The sequence below is a fragment of the Methylocystis iwaonis genome (assembly GCF_027925385.1).
In the GTDB taxonomy this organism is placed as follows: Bacteria; Pseudomonadota; Alphaproteobacteria; order Rhizobiales; family Beijerinckiaceae; genus Methylocystis; species Methylocystis iwaonis.
Genome location: NZ_AP027142.1, coordinates 711,153 through 726,906 on the forward strand (window position 1 = coordinate 711,153; position 15,754 = coordinate 726,906).

The 15,754-nt window shown below is 64.0% G+C and carries 14 protein-coding genes; 8 read left to right on the top strand and 6 right to left on the bottom strand.

Annotated features, from left to right (window positions below; translation table 11 throughout):
• Window positions 1-111 precede the first annotated feature (111 nt).
• The 6 genes from QMG84_RS03425 to QMG84_RS03450 all read left to right on the top strand — a co-directional run bounded on the left by QMG84_RS03425 (window position 112) and on the right by QMG84_RS03450 (window position 6,127).
• Window positions 112-795 carry a CDP-alcohol phosphatidyltransferase family protein gene (locus QMG84_RS03425; protein ID WP_202073956.1) on the top strand — a complete coding sequence of 228 codons (684 nt, stop codon included), beginning with the start codon at window positions 112-114 and terminating at the stop codon, window positions 793-795.
• A gap of 254 nt (window positions 796-1,049) precedes the next feature.
• Window positions 1,050-2,243, top strand: coding sequence for a polysaccharide biosynthesis/export family protein (locus QMG84_RS03430; RefSeq protein WP_434085969.1), 1,194 nt, complete (start codon window positions 1,050-1,052; stop codon window positions 2,241-2,243).
• 201 nt (window positions 2,244-2,444) lie between these two features.
• Window positions 2,445-3,191: a CDP-alcohol phosphatidyltransferase family protein gene (locus tag QMG84_RS03435; RefSeq protein ID WP_281930462.1), complete on the top strand. Its 747-nt coding sequence runs from the start codon at window positions 2,445-2,447 to the stop codon at window positions 3,189-3,191.
• A gap of 334 nt (window positions 3,192-3,525) precedes the next feature.
• Window positions 3,526-4,536 (top strand): hopanoid-associated sugar epimerase, encoded by a 1,011-nt coding sequence (hpnA, locus tag QMG84_RS03440; protein ID WP_281930464.1) that lies wholly within the window; start codon window positions 3,526-3,528, stop codon window positions 4,534-4,536.
• Window positions 4,533-4,829 carry a hypothetical protein gene (locus tag QMG84_RS03445; protein ID WP_281930466.1) on the top strand — a complete coding sequence of 99 codons (297 nt, stop codon included), beginning with the start codon at window positions 4,533-4,535 and terminating at the stop codon, window positions 4,827-4,829. Before hpnA ends, QMG84_RS03445 begins: the two co-directional genes overlap by 4 nt.
• Entirely contained in the window at window positions 4,820-6,127 is a 1,308-nt protein-coding gene (locus QMG84_RS03450; RefSeq protein WP_281930467.1) for a glycosyltransferase family 4 protein, read from the top strand. The genes QMG84_RS03445 and QMG84_RS03450 overlap by 10 nt, the downstream gene beginning before the upstream one ends.
• A 13-nt stretch (window positions 6,128-6,140) precedes the next feature.
• Here the strand turns inward: QMG84_RS03450 and QMG84_RS03455 are convergent, their stop codons facing one another.
• The 4 genes from QMG84_RS03455 to QMG84_RS03470 form a co-directional block, all read right to left on the bottom strand.
• Window positions 6,141-7,136, bottom strand: coding sequence for a lipocalin-like domain-containing protein (locus tag QMG84_RS03455; protein ID WP_434085983.1), 996 nt, complete (start codon window positions 7,134-7,136; stop codon window positions 6,141-6,143).
• A 223-nt stretch (window positions 7,137-7,359) separates the two neighbouring features.
• Window positions 7,360-9,837: an ABC transporter permease gene (locus QMG84_RS03460; RefSeq protein ID WP_281930471.1), complete on the bottom strand. Its 2,478-nt coding sequence runs from the start codon at window positions 9,835-9,837 to the stop codon at window positions 7,360-7,362.
• Window positions 9,834-10,493, bottom strand: a complete 660-nt coding sequence (locus QMG84_RS03465) for an ABC transporter ATP-binding protein (protein ID WP_434085984.1) — start codon at window positions 10,491-10,493, stop codon at window positions 9,834-9,836. The genes QMG84_RS03460 and QMG84_RS03465 overlap by 4 nt, the downstream gene beginning before the upstream one ends.
• Window positions 10,494-10,626: 133 nt before the next feature.
• Window positions 10,627-11,136: a tetratricopeptide repeat protein gene (locus tag QMG84_RS03470; RefSeq protein WP_281930487.1), complete on the bottom strand. Its 510-nt coding sequence runs from the start codon at window positions 11,134-11,136 to the stop codon at window positions 10,627-10,629.
• A 123-nt stretch (window positions 11,137-11,259) separates the two neighbouring features.
• On the opposite strand from QMG84_RS03470, the gene QMG84_RS03475 reads away from it, so the two are divergent.
• Window positions 11,260-13,575, top strand: coding sequence for a glycosyltransferase family protein (locus QMG84_RS03475; protein ID WP_281930489.1), 2,316 nt, complete (start codon window positions 11,260-11,262; stop codon window positions 13,573-13,575).
• 4 nt (window positions 13,576-13,579) lie between these two features.
• On the opposite strand, the gene QMG84_RS03480 is transcribed toward QMG84_RS03475, so the two are convergent.
• Window positions 13,580-14,041 carry a MerR family transcriptional regulator gene (locus QMG84_RS03480; RefSeq protein ID WP_281930490.1) on the bottom strand — a complete coding sequence of 154 codons (462 nt, stop codon included), beginning with the start codon at window positions 14,039-14,041 and terminating at the stop codon, window positions 13,580-13,582.
• A gap of 121 nt (window positions 14,042-14,162) precedes the next feature.
• On the opposite strand from QMG84_RS03480, the gene QMG84_RS03485 reads away from it, so the two are divergent.
• Window positions 14,163-14,660, top strand: coding sequence for a cytochrome P460 family protein (locus QMG84_RS03485; RefSeq protein ID WP_281930491.1), 498 nt, complete (start codon window positions 14,163-14,165; stop codon window positions 14,658-14,660).
• A 42-nt stretch (window positions 14,661-14,702) separates the two neighbouring features.
• On the opposite strand, the gene QMG84_RS03490 is transcribed toward QMG84_RS03485, so the two are convergent.
• Complete coding sequence (locus QMG84_RS03490; RefSeq protein ID WP_281930492.1) at window positions 14,703-15,671, bottom strand: beta-ribofuranosylaminobenzene 5'-phosphate synthase family protein; 969 nt, start codon at window positions 15,669-15,671, stop codon at window positions 14,703-14,705.
• Between the last annotated feature and the right edge of the window lie 83 nt (window positions 15,672-15,754).

Sequence of the window (15,754 nt, forward strand, 5' to 3'; positions counted from 1 at the left end):
AGACGTCGAACGCCGCGAACCGCCTCCCGCCAAGATTGTGGCTCGTTGCCAATTCGAAAAGTATAATTTATGGGGGATAATGGCGCAAAGGTGCGGCCCAGGCGGTGGGGAATGGGCGACTTCTTCACATCGATTTTTGGAAATCCCGCGCAGCGCACGCAAAGCTTCCTTCGAGGCGCGGAGCTCCGCCTGATCGACAATATCGTCGAATCATTGCCGGCGCGTGTCGAAGCGATTCAGCTTTCGGGCGTGGGCGCGTGCGGCGCCCTGGTCGCGTCGATCGCCCTGATTGCGTGCAATCATTTCCCGCACGCCATATGGATCGTCCCCATTGCAATGGCGATCAATTGGTTCGGCCTTTCCGTCGATCTGCCGCTCGCGCGCAAACGCCAGCAGGAAGCTGCCGCGGAGGGCATGGCGCATCATCTCGGCGAGATATTTTCCCATCTCTCGGTTTTGATCGCTTATGGCTTTTCGCCTTTTTTCACTGTGCGCGCGGCGACCGTCGTGGTGATCTGCTACCTGCTCTTCGCGGCCTATGCCTATATTCGCGCGGCGACCCGCCATGTCGAGCAAATGGCCTATATCGGGATCGGCGTGACGGAATTTCGGATTTTACTGGCTTTTTGGCCCTTCGCCGCCGTCCTCCTGGGTGTGCCGCAGAGCCTTGGGGATAAGCAGCCCGCCATCGACGTCGCGGTCTTGTCGCTTGCCGGATTTGCAATTATCGGCTTGCTCGCGAAGCTTTTCTTCGATGGCCGGAAAATCACGGCGGCATCCGGGCGCGACGACTAATGTTTCGCCACAAAGTCCTCGCATGTTCGGCCAAAGAATAGGCGCGGCTGGACAGCATTAAGGTTGCCGCAACCTTACCAGACGATCCTTGGCGGGGTGTCAGTAAACCTTAATAATTAGCTGTGACATAAGCGCCACATCACAAGGGAATCGCGATGGGCGGAGTTTAATAAACCTGTCTGGTTCTTGGTTCGGTGGTACGCTTTCTGTTAGTTTTGGGCTCCCCTCCTTTGGAGAGCCTCGACGCGGTTGGAGTGGCTTTGACAACTTTTCGTCTCGATCTACTCAAGCACATTTCTCTTCTCGCCATGTGCGGCGCGCTCGCCGCATGCGGAATCACGCCGGCGAGCGGGCCGTCGCGCGACGAGATGGTGAAGGGCGTTTCGGCGATGGCGCAGGATGGCGAAGCGCCTTTTGCCTGGGTGGAAGTCGACCGGCACACGCTGGATATTCTCGCGCGTCGGGCGCCGCCCACTCTGCGCGGCTTCTTCGGCGATTATCGCCCCTCCGCGTCGCAGGTGATCGGCATGGGCGACGCTCTGCAGATCACCGTATGGGAGGCGGCTTCCGGCGGGCTGTTCTCGGCCGGCGAGTCGGCCGGCGGCGTCAGCCCGGGCTCCCGCTCCTCCATCATTCCCGAGCAGATCGTTGGGCATGATGGCTCCGTGACGGTGCCTTATGCGGGACGTATCCAGGTCGCCGGGCGCACGCAGCAGCAGGTCGAGACCGCCATTGTCGAGCGTCTGCGCGGAAAGGCGATCGAGCCGCAGGCGCTCGTGAATGTTACGCGGAACGTCACCAACACGGTGACTGTGACGGGAGAAGTGGCGAATGGCGCCCGCGTCCCGCTCAATCTGCGCGGCGATCGAATTCTCGACGTTGTCGCCCAGGCCGGCGGTTACCGGTCGCCTGTCCACGAAACCTTCATCAGCGTCACGCGCGGCAGCCGGACCGCGCGCGCGCCGCTCCAGGCGCTTTTGGCGAACCCGAGCGAGAATATCTATGTGCGCCCGGGAGATATACTGACGGTTGAAAGCCGGCCGCAGACATTTACTGTCGCGGGCGCCGCTGGCGCGAACGCCGTAATCCCCTTCGACGCGCGCGGCATCACGCTGGAGGAGGCGATCGGCAAGTCGGGCGGCCTGAACGACAACCGCGCGGATCCCGACGGCCTGTTTGTTCTGCGCTACGAGCCGACGACGCTCGTCCGCGAGTTCCCGAATGTTTCTCCGCAGCTTTTGCAGCAGCCGCAAATCCCGGTCGCCTATCATTTGAACATGAAGGACCCGACCGCGCTCTTCGCGGCGCGCCGATTCGCGGTCCGCGACAAGGACATCATCTACATCTCCAACGCGCCTTTGGCCGAGATCGGCAAGGTGGTGCAGCTCGTCCAGATGGTCGCGCAACCAGCAGTCCAGGGGATGGCGGTCAGCCGTATCGGCCATTGATAAGCTAGAGGTTTTGTAGGATAAGGGTCGGGATGGGGCGAATCTATTCTTGACCTTGAACAGTTGTGAGGGCCAATATCATGGGCGACGCCTTATATGACGCTCCTTGGCGGCGTCTCACATTTCGGATCGTACAACTTTTCAATGAGCGACATGGACGTAACGGCGGCTCATTGCGACACGTTGTTCCAGGAGGGAGCCGTGGCCAACGTTAGGATAAATGATAGTTTGCTAGCTCGGGCCGAACGCGCGGCGCTTGCGGCGCTGGTTCGTCGCTTGCCCGGCTGGACGACGCCGGACCATTTGACGGCGTTGGGATTGGTCGGGGCGGTTTTGACCTCGGCGGGCTTTATCGCTTGCTGGTGGACGAAATGGTTTCTCGTCGCCGTGGTTGCCGGGCTGGCGCTCAACTGGTTCGGTGATTCGCTCGATGGGACGCTTGCCCGCTATCGGCAGATCGAGCGCCATCATTACGGGTATTTTATCGATCATTCCGCCGATCTCATCGCGCAGACGCTGATTGTCGTCGGCCTCGGCTTCTCTCCCTTCTTCACGATTCCATCCGCGCTTCTGGTCCTGTCGCTCTATCTTCTGATGAGCTCCTACACCTATCTGCGCGTGGTTACCGAGAGCGTCCACCGCTTGTCCTATGGCGGGATGGGCGCGACGGAATTCCGTATTCTTGTCGCCGCATGGGCGCTCATCGCCGCCTGGGTCGGACCTGTTGTTTCCACCGGCCGGATCTATTCCTTCGTCGGCCTAGACGTCGTCATCGGCTTTCTCTCGGCCTGCACTTTCTGCGGCTTCGTCTGGATCGTGCGCAGCGACTTGAATCGCCTGCAGAAGGAGGAGCGCGCTGCTCAGAAAGCGTCATCCCCCGCCGCTGTTCGGCAGGAGCCCTTGTTCGATATTCCCGAAGTCGATTTGGCGGAACAGACAGCCCAGTAACGCCAACTCCGTTCGAGCAGCGCATTGGGGCCTGTCATTTCTGGCCGGCAAATAAAATCCAGAGCCACAAATGCGCTGGTTTTGCCCGACCGCTCGATGCGCGAGCATGGGGAACGACGCCGAACCGATGGGCCTCGAATAATTGGGAATTCGAGATCGAGCAGCGGCGGTCATTGACCTTTCGATCAATGCTCTGCTTTTTAGCAGATCCTCTTTTTTTCACTGCAACGCTCGAAAACCACACGCCCTATTTATAGAATGCCGAAGCGCAGAGACTTTGGTGGTGTTTCAATAGCGCCATTGGGCTGCGATAATGCTTTGGCGCTGGGGAAACATGTCTAATAATAGTCTTGTGCTGGTCACGGGCGCGAGCGGCTTCATTGGGGGCGCGGTCGTCCGGCTCTTGATTTCAAAGGGTCTTCCAGTGAGAGCCTTGGCTCGGACCTCGAGCATTCGCCAAAATATCCCCGACGCATGTGAGGTTTTCGAGGGCGACGTCACCGACGACGAGAGCGTCCGCGCGGCGATGCGCGGCGTCGGCCGCGTTTTCCACCTGGCGGCCGATTATCGCATTTGGGCCCCGGATCCGACATCGGTGTTCCGGGTAAATGTCCAGGGCGCCGAGATCGTGATGCGCGAAGCGATGCGCGCAGGCGTCGAGCGCGTCGTCCATACGAGCAGCGTCGCGACCCTCGCCGCGGCCAATGGCTGCGTCTGCACCGAGAACGACCGGCTCTCCCCGGAAAAAGCGATCGGCGCTTATAAACAAAGTAAAATTCTCTCGGAACATCTCGTCGAACGGATGGTCGAGAAAGAGGGGCTGCCGGCCGTTATCGTCTGCCCCTCGGCGCCTCTGGGGCCGGGCGACGTCAAGCCCACGCCGACCGGCCGAATCGTGTCCGAGGCCATGCGCGGGGCGATGCCCGCCTATGTCGAGACCGGGCTCAATATCGCGCATGTGGATGACGTCGCCGCCGGCCACCTCGCCGCCATGGAGCGAGGCGAAATCGGCGAGCGTTATATCCTGGGCGGTGAAAACTTGACTTTGTGCGACTTGTTGACTGAAATTTCCCGTGTCACGGGCCGGCGTGGCCCACAGTTCAAACTGCCGGCGACCCCTCTGATGCCGCTGGCCTATGCCAATGAATGGGGCGCGCGCCTCTTAGGGTACGAGCCTTTTCTCCATTGCGATAGCCTGAAGATGTCCCGAACGCGCATGTTTTTCGACGATCAAAAAGCCCGCCGTGAGCTCGGTTATACGACCCGGCCGGTGCAGCGCGCGGTGGAGGACGCCGTCGCCTGGTTTCGCGCCGCGCCGCGCCGTTCAGGTCGAAAGAGCGCATGAGTCGGTCGCTCGCGACCGCCGCGCAGATTATCTTTATTTTTCTCGCCCTGGCGGATCGTTGCGTCGCAGGGGAGAAGCCGAGCGGCTTCGATTTTTGCGCGCCGCCTTCGCGGCCCCTCTGCATCGACGCGCCTGTCGCCGAGGACGCCTGCGACGCGCAGGTGCAGGCCTTCATCAAGACGGTCTTCCGCTATCGCGAATGTCTGGACAAAGAGACGCAGCGGGCGGTGCGCGAAGCAAATGACGTGCTGGAAGCATGGAAATGCCGTACGGGCGCTCTGACGTGCCGCTGACCGACGCGGCGACGCCCGTCGTCTATGACGTCACCCGGCTCGTGACGCGCGGGCTCAATCCGTCGCCCAATGGAATTGATCGCGTCGATTTCGCGCTTGCCCGCCATTTTCTCGCAAAGGGCGCGACGCCGCTGGTTTGCACCGCCTTGGGGCCGCGCCTTTCCGACACGCAAAAAGCGCTCGCAACCCTCGAGGCGATCGAAGCCTATTGGCGCGAGGCGGCCGACGCCGACGAGGACGGTGTCTACCATTCCGTCGTTGCGGCTTTGGCGGGAGAGGGTGCTGGGCCGGACGCGATTCGCCTCGACCGCAAACCCGGCTTCGAGCGGGTGTCGCGCAACTGGCGCGCCTTGCGCGACTGGGCGTTTCATCTCGGCCGCTCAATCAGCGAGGCGCCCAATGGCGCCGTCTATTTCAACGCCACGCAGTTCCTGCTTGACCGCCAGTGGTATGTGCGATGGCTGGAGGCGCGCCCGGATGTGAAGCCGGTGGCCTTCATCCATGATTTGCTTCCAGTCGATCACCCGGAGTTTTTCCGTCCCATCGAGGCTACGCTGCATCCGCGCCGCAACCGCAATATCGCGCGAATGGCCGCGGGCGTGGTTTCGGCCTCGCGCGCCGTAGCCGAGCGATTCGCGGCTTTCGCAACCGAGAATGGCCGCGCGGATATTCCGGACTGCGTGGCGCCTTTGCCTGTTTCACCCGTTTTCGAGACGCCCTCGGCGTCGCCGGAGGCGCTGCGCGGGCGGGATTATTTCATCGTCTGCGGCACCATCGAGCCGCGCAAGAATCACCTTTTGTTGCTCAATGTCTGGCGCGAGCTCGCCAAGGGCGGCCCGGCGCCCAAGCTCATCGTCGTCGGCAAGCGCGGCTGGCTCAATGAGAATGTCGTCGACATGATGACCCGCTGCCCATCGTTGCGCGCGAGTGTCATCGAAGCAGGGGGGCTCTCGACGCCGGGGCTGCGTCGCCTGATGGCGGGCGCCCGCGCGCTGCTCATGCCCTCGTTCGGCGAAGGCTTCGGCCTTCCGGTGGCGGAGGCGCTGGCCGCGGGCGTTCCGGTCATCGCTTCAGATCTCGACGTCTTTCGAGAGCTGGGGGGCGATGCGCCCGATTTTCTCGATCCGCTCGACGGCCTTGGGTGGCTTCAAGCGGTGCGCGATTATAGGGGCCCGGATTCTCCTCGCCGCGCAGCGACTCTGGCGCGGATGAAAGCCTCAACGATCAAAAGCGATCCGTCGGATTTTTTCGAGACGATCGACCGGTTCGTCGCGACGATTGCGGCGAGAGCGAATTGACGAACAGCAAGGCTCAGTAACCCGTCATCTCCAGATAGCCCTCGCCGGCTTGCGAGCCTTGGAATGAGATGGGCCCTTCCCAGTAAGCCCAATTCCCTCCCATCCAGCTTTTGGGGTTGAGCGGCGTTGTTTCTATGTCGAGGCCGCGGCTCTTTATTTGCACGCGCCAGCGCGTCGGCAGGCTATGCGCGCCGATCGCCGTCTGCGCCAGCGGCGTGAGCGAAATTTCGTCGGCCGCAAGCAGCGTCGTGGCGCCGTCTGCCGAAATCCAATTGCCCGAGACATAGTCGCGCGGGCCGCGGAAACGGAAGAGCATGAGCGCGTCGCCATTGGTGAGATGCAAAGAGAACCAATCCCAACCTTTTTGATCGGGCGCGAGCGTCTGGCTGCTCCACTCGCGGTCCATCCAGGCGCGCCCCGTGACTGCGATGTCGCGTCCATGCAGTTTCAGCGTTCCGCCGACAGAGAAGAAAGGCTGGCTGTAATAATGCGAGGCTTGGCCCGTTTCGGCTTTTTGGCTGAAACCGGCGTCGCCTTGCAATACGAAAGGCCCGCCGCGTGTGAGATCGAGCGAATAGGAAAACTCAGGCGCGTGCGCAACAACGCGCGCCTCGCCGAAGTCGGCGCCCTGCGCCTCGAAAGACCAATCGTCGATATAGGCCTTGAACGGGTCGGCCTCGACGCCCGCCGTTCCAACGCCGCCACGCGCTTTGGTCTCCGCGAAGAAATGCTCGTTCGCGCTGGTGACGGCGGCATGCGCCATCCACACATTGCGGTCGTCCCAACCTTCGTTCTGTTGGCGCGGCGGCTCGAGGCCGAAGCGAAAGAGCGTCCATTGCATGCCATAGGCAGCCCCGTCGGCGCCATCCAGATTGGCGGTGAGATACCACCATTCGGTGCGAAAGCGCGGATGCGCGCCATGGTCTTTCGGGAAGACGATCGGCGTTCCGCGTTTCGGCAGGTCAAAGCCTGGCGCCGCGTCGCCGAGCCCGCCATAGCTTTGCGCCATCGCGGAGGCGGGCAAGAAAGCGAGGAGGAACGCCAGGAGCTTACGCGTCGCGGTCGAGCGGCCTAACCCGGGGGGCGTCATTCCCGACGGGCCGGAGGCCCGATCGGGAATCCAGAGCCACATTGGCGGCTTTGCTCTGGATTCCCGATCGCTCGCTTGCGCGAGCGTCGGGAATGACACCGTGGCTTGCAACCAAACGTTGCTATTGCGGATCGACAACGCCCTAGCGTTCATTGGCGAACACCTTCAACAGATCGACAGGCGCGCTGCGCGCCAGACGCAGGGCGGGGATCGTCGCCGCAAAAAGCGCGGTGAGGAGCGCGACGACGAAGACCGCGCCCCACTGCAACGGAAAGACATGCATCGGCAGGCGCCAGCCGAAGGCGGCGACATTGACGATGGCGACGAGGCTCCAGGTCATGAAGAGGCCGAGCGGAATCGCGATCAGCGCCGCGCCCGACGCAAACAGCATCATGCGCAACAGCTCGAGCCCGGCGAGCCGCCGGCGCGTGACGCCAATCGCCCACACCGGCGCAATATGCCCGAGCCGTAGATTGCTCAGCGTCAGCAGGCTTGCAAAGAGCGCAATCGCCGCGACGATGAGGGTGAGCGTGTTAAGCGCCGTGGTGACGGTGAAGGTGCGCTCGAAAATATTGGTCGAGATTTTCTTGATCCCGGCATTGTCGACGAGGCGTGCGAGCTTTGGTCCGAAGCGCGTCTGCATCTTTTCCATCAAGGGCGCGACATCCACTGGCGCCACGCGCAGAGAATAATGCACGCCGGAGGCGTCCGAGAAATGCTGGGCAAGCTTCGCATGGTCGATGCGCAATTGCCCTTTTGGATTGCCGTAATCTGGGAAGACGCCAACGACCTTCGCGCGCCAAACGCCCTGCGGCGTGTCTTGCGGCGTTGGAATGTCGAGCATGGCGCCGAGGCCGATTTTCAGGCGCCGCGCGAGCTGTTCGCTGATGAGCGCGGCGTCTTCTTCGTGCAATGCGCGCCAGGCGTCCGCGCCGCCTTCGAGCAGGGTGAAATGCGCGGAATAGGTTTCATGCGGCGCCAAGCCGATGATTTCGACGGGCCAGTCGGAAATGCGCGTCTTCGTGCGCCAGACAGGTAGAATGGCGGCGATCTCCGGCTGCTCCTTCGCCCAGGCTTCGATCTCGCGCGCGTCGGCGGGCGTTGCGGCTTCGAAATAAACTTCCGCGATGAGGCGCTGATCGAGCCAGCCCGTGAAAGTCTGGCGGAATCCTTCGACCATGCCGCCGACGCCGATATTGGTCGCGAGTGCAAGAAGCAGCGCCGTCAAAGCGAGCGAGAGACCGGCGATCTCCTGCCGGCCATCCGCAAAGAACCAGCGCGCGAGCGGGCGCTGGGCAAGGCTCTCGCCGATCCATAGGATCGCCGCGAGCGCCACGGGCAGGAAGAGCGCCGCGGCGAGCAGCGCGAGCGCGATGACGGCGAAGCCCATCGCGAGCCCTTCGGCGAAAGAATAGGCGAGCGTCGCGCCGACGAGCGCGAGCGCCGCAAGCGCAGCCTGTCGGCGCAGATAGCGGTGGTGCGCATCGCGCCAGGCCATCGGCCGCGCCACCGAAAGCACGGGCAGCCGCAGAGTCTTCGATAGGCCGCTGCCCGCCGCGAGCAGCGCGCCGGCGCCGGCCATGCCGAGACCCGAAAGCCACCAGCGCGCGTCGAGCGCCAACTGTCCTGGAAGCTGCGCGCCATAAAGCCCTTCGAGGCTCGCGGCGACATCCGGCAGCAGCGCGGCCGCAATGAAATAACCGCCGACGACGCCGAGCCCGCCCGCAAGAAGGGTGAAGGCCGCAAGCTCGCAAAACAATGCGGCGACGAGCGCGCGAATCGAGACGCCGAGCGCGCGCAAGGTGCGCACCATCGGTAGGCGTTGCTCGAACGCCAGCCCGAAAGAGGCGTTGACGATGAAGAAGCCGACGAGAAAAGCCAGCAGGCCAAAGGCGGTGAGATTGAGATGGAAACTATCGGTGAGGCGCGAGAGATCGGTCTCCTCGTCCGGCTCGACGAGTCGCAGCGAGTCGCCGGCAACCTCCGTCAGCCGCGTGGGATCGAGCCGGGTTTGAGGCGGCAGGATCAGCCGCGAGAGGCGCAACGGCTTGTCGAGCGCCTTTTGTGCGACGCCGATGTCGACGATGACGGCGCCGGGCGGGGCGGCGTCGATGGCGTAGACGGGCGGTAGCGTAAAGCCGCGCTCCGTCACGATCCGCGCGCCCTCCGAGATGTGAAGGTCGCTCAAGGTCTGCGGGGCGGCGAAACTGCGGCCCTCGCCGGTGAGAATATTCGTCGCCTCCTTGCTCTCGCGCAGCGGCGCGAGCGTCGTTGCGGCGGGAAGCGTGACGGGCTCTATGCCGATCAGCCGAATAGTCCGCGCGCCGATCCGCGTTGTTCCTTCGAGCGCCGGTGAAACCTTCACCCCGGCGCGGCGCAGCGTCACGAAGAGCGACTGCGGAAAGAGCCCGCCTCTTGCCGAAACGATATTCTGCGCGCCGCCGCCGGTGAACACGGCCGCCGCGTCGTCGTAGCTCTTGCGCGCCTGGGCGTTCAGCGCCTGCACGCCGCTCCACAGCGCGGTGGCGATGGCGAGACCGAGCACGAGCATGGCGAGATTGGCGGGGTGGCGGCGCCAATGGCTGAGCAAAGCCGCCAGCGCGAAAAGCGTCTGCCTCATGATGTCGCGAGCGCTCCGGCGACGAGCCTCTCCCGGCGCGACAAAAGCGCGGCGAGACGCGCGCTATGGGTGACCATGAGAAAGGCGCAGCCCGTCTCGGCGACGAGCTCCAGCGTCAACGCCAAGACAGCGTCACCCGCCGCTTCGTCGAGATTGCCGGTCGGCTCGTCGGCCAGCAGAAGCTGCGGCCGCGCCGCCAGCGCCCGTCCGACGGCGACGCGCTGCTGCTGTCCGCCCGAAAGCTGCTCGGGATAGCGCGAGACGAGATCGTCGAGGCCGAGGCGATGCGTCAGTCGCGCCTGCCATTGTGGATCGAGCCGTCCTGCGAGCCGGGCCTGAAAGGCGAGGTTTTCGGCGACGGTGAGGCTCGCTATAAGATTGAACTGCTGGAAGACGACGCCGATCGTCTCGCGGCGCAGCGCGGCGCGCGCATGTTCCGACAGCCCTGTGACATTGATCCCATCGAGGAGGATTTCGCCGCCATCGGCGTCGTCCAGCGCGCCGATCAAATGCAGCAACGTGCTTTTTCCGCTACCCGACTCCCCCATGAGCGCGAGCGTCTCGCCCGCTGCGAGCGAGAGGTCGACGCCCCGCAGCACGGGCAGCGCGCCTTGCGGCGTCGCGTAGGATTTACGCAAATTGACGACGCGCAGCAGCGGGGCTGAAAGCGTGTCCAGCAAGGCCGCCTCAGTGCGGATCGACGGAGCGTGCAAGCGAAAGGCCTCTATATGATGGTTGCGGGAGCCCAACCATCATATAGGCGAAAGCGTCTCGCTGCGCCCGTCGCATTTACGACAATCGCGGAGAATGCATCCCGCTCGCGCCAGCCGCTCCTTCCGCAAGCGCCGCGATGACCGGCCAGCCGACGCTTCCCGCCGGATCGACGATCGAGAGGATCTTGAGCTGCGCATCCGCCGTGCTGCGGTCGCCGCGTTTCAGCTCGATGAAGGTCAGGGCCTTCAGCGTAAAGAGCGCAAATCGCGCCGGGCCGTCCGTATGAGATTGGCCTGCCGGCCAGAATCTGGGATCGTCAGGCCAGCCGGCCTGGCGCGCCGCCTCACGCATGCCATCCAGCGCGGCGGCTTTGGCGGTTTCGAGATTGCCCATATAGGTGTGGATTTTATACAGGCAGAAATAGGCGGCGAGCGCTTCGGGCGCGAGGTCCAGCGCTTGTCGAAACAAGCGATCCGCGCGCGCTTTGTCGCTGCGATAGGCGACGACGCCCTGCTGCAGCAATGTGTCTACCGGCCCCGGCAGGGTCCCGAAATCGACGCCCTCCACCTCGCGAAAAATATCCATATCGGCGGCCATCCATCCGTAATTTCCCCCATCGCGCCGTCGCAAACATGGCGCCAGCAATAGGGAGCCGCAGAGCGGCTGCGGTATTTTGCGTCGTGGCGCTTAAGCGTTAAGAAGCCGAGCATGAGCACGATTGCGCCGCACAAGAAAATCGAACAGGCCGAGACCCGCGAGCCTTATGGCCTCGCCGCGCTTCTCTTTCTCGCCACTGCGCTGGCGCTTGCCTTCCCCTGGCTTTCCGGCCGCGTCACCATCCCCTGGGACGCGAAGGCGCATTTCCAGCCGCAATTCGTCTTCCTGGCGCATGCGCTGCATTCGGGCCAGTCGCCGTTCTGGACGCCCAATGTCTTTGCCGGCATGCCGCAGATCGCCGATCCTCAGTCGCTGATCTTCGCGCCGTTTTTCCTTCTCGCCGCCGCGCTCATCCCGGAGCCCTCCTTCGTGCTGGAAGACGCGATCGTCTTCGGCATGCTGGCGATGGGCGGCCTCACGCTGGTGGCCTATTTCCGCGATCGCGGCTGGAGTGCGGCGGGCGCTTTGATCGCGGCGCTCGCTTTCGCTTTCGGCGGCTCGGCGGCCTGGCGCATCCAGCACACGGGCCAGATCATGAGCCTCTCATGGTTGCCGGCGACGCTGTGGTTGTTGGCGCGCGCGCTCGATCGCCGCTCGGCGGCCTATGGCTCGGCGGCCGGCGCGGTCGCGGCCTTCATGGTGCTCGGGCGCGATCAGGTGGCGTATTTGAGCGTGCTCATGCTGGCGGCTTATGCGCTTTACCGGATAGCAACCGACGACGCCCCCGTCGCTTCCGCCATTGCGCCGCTTCTTGCCGGCGCCGTCATGGGCGCCGCGATCATCGCCGTGCCGCTCGCTTTCACACTGGAGCTCGCCGCCAATTCCAACCGGCCGGAAATCGATCTCGACGGCGCCTATAAGGGGTCGCTGCCGCCAGCGTCCTTTTTCACGCTTCTCTCCGCGAATATGTTCGGGACCGACGGACCGCTCGCCGCCTTCTGGGGACCGCCGGTCGGCGAGGCGGATCTTTTCCTCGCCCGCAATATGACGGACGTCTATGCGGGGGCGATTCCCCTCGTCGCCGCGCTCGCTGCGCTGGGCCGCCGCTTCTTTGCGGAAAGGGAAGCGCGCTTCTTCGCCGGCGCTCTTGTCTTTTTCGCGCTCTATGCGCTCGGCCGTTACACCCCCGCCTTCGCGTTTTTCTACCATATCCCCGGCGTCGATCTCTGGCGCCGACCGGCCGACGCCACTTTCCTCTTCGGCTTCGCCTTCGCGCTTCTTGCCGGCTACGCTTTCACGCTCATCGAGCGTCGTGTGGCGGCGCCGCGTCCGCCTCTGCTCATCGGCGCCCTGGCGGGGCTTTTCGCGCTCGCCATCGCTTATGCCGCGAAAAGGGAGCATCTCGCGCAAGCCCTTGCGCCGCTCGCCATCAGCGCCGCTTTCGTGGCGGGCGCGACGGCGTTGGTCATCGCGGTGGGCGCCGGGCGGCTGCGGGGCTTCGCGCTGCTGGCCGCCGTCGCAGCGCTCGCGACGGCCGATCTCGCCGTCAGCAACGGCCCCAATGAGTCGACCGCTTTGCCTCCGGAGCAATTCGACGTCCTTCGCACAGATTCGAAAGACCCGGTGATCGCTTTCCTCGAGGAGAAGCTGAAAGAGAACGCCGCGCCCGACCGCCGTGACCGCGTCGAGCTTGCGGCGATCGACTTTCACTGGCCCAACGCCTCGCTCGTCCATGGGCTCGACCACGATCTCGGCTACAATCCGATCCGTCTCAAGATCTTCGAGGACGCGACCGGCGCCGGCGACCATGTGGCGCTGCCCGAGCAGCGGGAATTCTCCAAGCTTTATCCGACCTATCACTCGCCGCTGTCCGACATGCTGGGCCTGCGTTATGTCGCGACGGGCGTGCCGATCGAGGCGATCGACAAGCATTACAAGCCGGGCGACCTGCAAGAGCTGACGCAGATCGGCAAGGTCCATCTCTACGAGAACAAAAGCGCCTATCCGCGCGTCATGGTCGCGACCTGCGCCATGCATGTCGATTTCGCGCGCATGGTCGCGACGGGCGAGTGGCCGGAGGCGGATTACCGCGAGACAGTGCTGCTCGAAGAGCCGCCGCTCTGCCATACGCGTAAGGGTCTGCCGCCCGACGCCGCGCGGGCGCGGCTCGTTTCTTACGGCAATTCGGAGATCGTGGTCGAGACCAACGCGCCACCCGGCGGCGGCTGGCTCATCCTCAACGACGTCTGGCATCCGTGGTGGTTTGCGACGCTCGACGGCGAGGCGGCGGAGATTCTGCGCGCCAATGTGCTATTCCGGGCGGTGGCGATTCCGGAAGGGCGGCACGAGGTGCGCTTTACCTTCCAGCCGGTTCCGGGGCTGTTGCGCGAGATTTCGCGCAGGCGAGGGCAAAGGCCGGGCGTTTAGGCTTTTATGGGCAGTCCGGGTCCCAGATAAGTCGGCCGAGATCGGTCGACTCGACATTGCGATCCATGGGGCAGTCGGGGCAGGCGCTTCGGTTAGGTTTGTTCCGGCATCTGGAACATTGCCGAATGAGAGCGTTCGCCGTTTCAAGATCGAGCTTCAAAGCATTCAAATCTTTTAACGTCTCGTCTATCCACTCCTTCAACTCGCCGAGCAGCGTGGAAACGCTGGCTGCGGCGTCCGCGCCGCTCGCGCAGCCCTCCCGAACTCGGGCAAGCCGCTCTATGTCGCCGAGCTCTGTTCCCAGCCGCGCCAGGCGCAAAGCGACCTCGAGGCGCTTCGCATCCTTCTCGCGATACAATCGGGTGCCGCCGGGCGTGCGCTCTGGCGCAATGACCCCGAGCTCCTCGTAAAGCCGGATCGTTCGGGGCGTTGTGTCGAGCCGTTCGGCCAGCTCGCCGATTTTCATGACATCCCTCTGATCGCGAGGGGGAAGGCGTACGGCCATATTGCCAACTTTCTTACGTTAGCGTTAGATTGTGTCGCAAGTTATTCTTTCCGGCCCGGATTTTATTCAAGGAGCCAACCCTATGAGAAAATGGCTTTTGCCGCTCATCCCGATTTTTGCGCTCGCTTTGCCATCGCGTGGCGAGGAGACAAATGCGCCAGCCGGCGAGCGCATCGCCCTGCCTCCAGCTTATAAAAATTTCCGCGTGATTGGCCTTTCCCAGCGCTCGGATGATCAAAGCCTGCGCGCGATTCTGGGCAATGACGTCGCTGTCGAAGCGGCGCGCGCCGGAAAGACCAACCCCTGGCCAAATGGTGCCATTCTCGCCAAGCTGGTTTGGAAACAGAAGCAAAGCGCTCAGTTCCCCGCGGCGACAATCCCCGACGCCTTCAGCAGCGTCGCCTTTATGATCAAGGATGACGCCAAATACGCAGCCACCGCCGGTTGGGGCTGGGGCGAATGGGTTGGTTTGCAGCAAAAGCCTTATGACAAGGCCGGTTTCGCCCGAGAATGCGTAGCCTGCCACTCAACCGTGAAAGATCAGGACTGGGTGTTTACTCGGCCCGGGGAGCTTCCCTGAATTACCTGATCGCGGGCTGGCCGGCGGTAGGCGGCCGCTCCGTCAGGCGATCTCAGCATAAACCGCGTCGATCTTCGCCCCGCTGTTGAGCCCCTTGTGGATCGAGATCGCGAGCCCTTCGGCGCGCGCCTGCGCCTCGATTCGCGCGACAATTGCCTGTGCCGTCGCCTCGCTCTCGACAAAGGCGAAGCCCGTCGGCCCCCATGAGGTCTGGCCGCCGCCGGTCGCGCCGTCGCGCGTCAGCCGCCCGACCGCCGCTTCGACCTTGGCGCTGGTGAAGCGCCGGCCGCCCTGTTTGGGGGCGAAGTAATCGCCGACGATCTCCTGTATCCGCGCCACGGCGGCCCCGAAGGCCGCCAAGTCCCGCTCGGCGAGCGCCGGCAGCGCCTGCATCAGCACGAGGCGGCACAGCTCTCCGCTTTCCGCCGCGCTGGATGGCGGCAGCGCCACAAAGGCCTCGCGTTCGTCCGCGCCATGCAGGCCCACGCAAGTCGGGTCGCAAATGAGCAGCACGCGCCACGCTTCGGGAAACGCGCTCCTGGCGATGACCGGCGGCGTCAGCGTCCCTGGCCCACGCCCGCCGTCGACCACGACGCCCCCGGTGACAAAAAGGCCCGCGCCCAAGCCGGAGCGCGCGCCGCGCGACATGAGCGCGGCGTCGGCGGCAGAATCATGCGGCAAATCCTCGAGCCGCCGTAGGGCGGCCGCGATCGCCAGCGCGAGCTGCGTGCCCGAGCCGAAGCCTGAATGCGCGGGAATGGCCTCGTGGATCGTCAGCGCATGGGCGGCGCCCGGCGCAAGCGCCGCCTGCGCCCGCGCCAGCAACTGCGCGCCGCGCGCGCTCTCCGGCCCTTCGACGCTATTCTCTTCGGCGCGGGCGAGGGTCAGCCGCGTGGCGGGCGCGTCGAGGGAGAGGCCGAGCCCCCCGAATTTGCGCCCGAGCCCGCCGTTCATGTCGAGAAAACCGAGATGTAGCCGGGCGGTGGCCGCGACGCTCACTGTGGCCGCCATGTCGTTCCTTGTGTCGATCGAGCAAGACTTCACGCTCGTTTAGGCTATATCTGGCTCAGGCGAAAGAAGTTGCGCCGCCGCAA

Bases quoted from the DNA above. Each gene is read 5' to 3' on its own strand.
- QMG84_RS03475 (WP_281930489.1), top strand. From the start codon at position 11,260: ATGAGCACGATTGCGCCGCACAAGAAAATCGAACAGGCCGAGACCCGC.
- hpnA (WP_281930464.1), top strand. From the start codon at position 3,526: ATGTCTAATAATAGTCTTGTGCTGGTCACGGGCGCGAGCGGCTTCATT.
- QMG84_RS03480 (WP_281930490.1), bottom strand. From the start codon at position 14,041: ATGAAAATCGGCGAGCTGGCCGAACGGCTCGACACAACGCCCCGAACG.
- QMG84_RS03470 (WP_281930487.1), bottom strand. From the start codon at position 11,136: ATGGATATTTTTCGCGAGGTGGAGGGCGTCGATTTCGGGACCCTGCCG.
- QMG84_RS03445 (WP_281930466.1), top strand. From the start codon at position 4,533: ATGAGTCGGTCGCTCGCGACCGCCGCGCAGATTATCTTTATTTTTCTC.
- QMG84_RS03455 (WP_434085983.1), bottom strand. From the start codon at position 7,136: ATGGCGCAAAGCTATGGCGGGCTCGGCGACGCGGCGCCAGGCTTTGAC.
- QMG84_RS03490 (WP_281930492.1), bottom strand. From the start codon at position 15,671: ATGGCGGCCACAGTGAGCGTCGCGGCCACCGCCCGGCTACATCTCGGT.
- QMG84_RS03425 (WP_202073956.1), top strand. From the start codon at position 112: ATGGGCGACTTCTTCACATCGATTTTTGGAAATCCCGCGCAGCGCACG.
- QMG84_RS03485 (WP_281930491.1), top strand. From the start codon at position 14,163: ATGAGAAAATGGCTTTTGCCGCTCATCCCGATTTTTGCGCTCGCTTTG.
- QMG84_RS03460 (WP_281930471.1), bottom strand. From the start codon at position 9,837: ATGAGGCAGACGCTTTTCGCGCTGGCGGCTTTGCTCAGCCATTGGCGC.